This window comes from Bartonella capreoli (assembly GCF_902813205.1).
Lineage (GTDB): Bacteria > Pseudomonadota > Alphaproteobacteria > Rhizobiales > Rhizobiaceae > Bartonella > Bartonella schoenbuchensis.
The window spans coordinates 1-1,093 of the sequence record NZ_CADDZX010000053.1 but is presented as its reverse complement, the minus strand read 5'-3'; the positions used below and the strand labels follow the sequence as shown (position 1 = coordinate 1,093).

1 protein-coding gene and 1 pseudogene are annotated in these 1,093 nt (G+C 42.6%); both read right to left on the bottom strand.

Annotated features, from left to right (window positions below; genetic code table 11):
• Positions 1 to 748 (bottom strand): annotated as a pseudogene (locus J7R05_RS07205) (hypothetical protein); the annotation flags it as partial.
• A partial coding sequence (locus J7R05_RS07200; protein ID WP_208541761.1) for a hypothetical protein occupies positions 736 to 1,093 on the bottom strand: 358 nt, incomplete at its 5' end. The gene J7R05_RS07200 and the pseudogene J7R05_RS07205, both read right to left, overlap by 13 nt.

The following is a 1,093-nucleotide window of genomic DNA, read 5'->3' as shown; positions in this document are numbered from 1 at the left end:
GAGCGTAAAGTTCCAGCCCTGTATTCCCATAGTTCTTTAGCAGATCCTGTACCTCCTGTGTTGAATTGGTTAAGCCAAAGAAGTCATTTTCCAGAAACTTCTGATAGCCTGCTACCATCAGTTCTGACACAACCGTGTCTCCTTGTGGGAAGACAATAAAATAAAGCGGTTCATTTCGATTGTCTGCATGTTGCACTGCATAAACACCCCCCTCAGTTGGTGGCGTGAAAATGCCATTAAAAGAAACATGAACCTTACCATCAGAACCGGCTTGTAGCTGCTTCTTCTCCTCAGCCGTTAAATAATGCGACTGAGGTATATTTTGTCCACGACTGTTTTTTATATACTGCCCATTTTCATCTTTGAGATAGATAATATTTCCCTTTTCATCACGATCCACCACGGCGATGGAGTGCTCTTTGATAAACATGGTTTTATAGGAATCATCACTGTATTTAAACCCTTCTTCAAGCAATTGCGTTGCCATTTCACGGTTCTCATGGACGATTTGTTCCAGCCTGCCACCATCAAGCGATTCTACAGCTTCATGAGCTATAGCGGTGTCACGGTTAAGGGAGGCGATTGTTTGTTCCCCATTTTGCCCTGTCAAGGTCTTTTGCCCTGCTTCATCTGTCAAAATGATGCTGCCATTGCTGATGGTGAAATGAGCAAAAAAACCACCTTTCCAAGCAAAAGCAAGGAAGGGGGATTGTTGCTCTTCAAACGCAGAAACACTTAAGGATAGCACTCATATTCTTTTGGATTCTGTTTACAAAACGGGCTATTTAAACGCTTCTTGACACTGCGCCTCGGGATAACAGCGCCAGGCTGACAAATGGGAAGGTTTTCCTCTCTAAAAGTATAACACCATCCCCCCATATTCAATACCTCTTTATCTTTATAACGGAAACCATCTTGAAGCATGCAAGCATAAATTGTTGCTTTTGTATTAATACTTGCCTTTTGATTTTCTGGATCGACATCATAAGGAGTTGGCATGCCACATTCTAACAGTGCTTTTCCTATCTCAGTAAAGTCTGCTCCAGGCTTCTCCCACATTCCTATAGATGATGTGGCAGGCCTACCTAAAGAA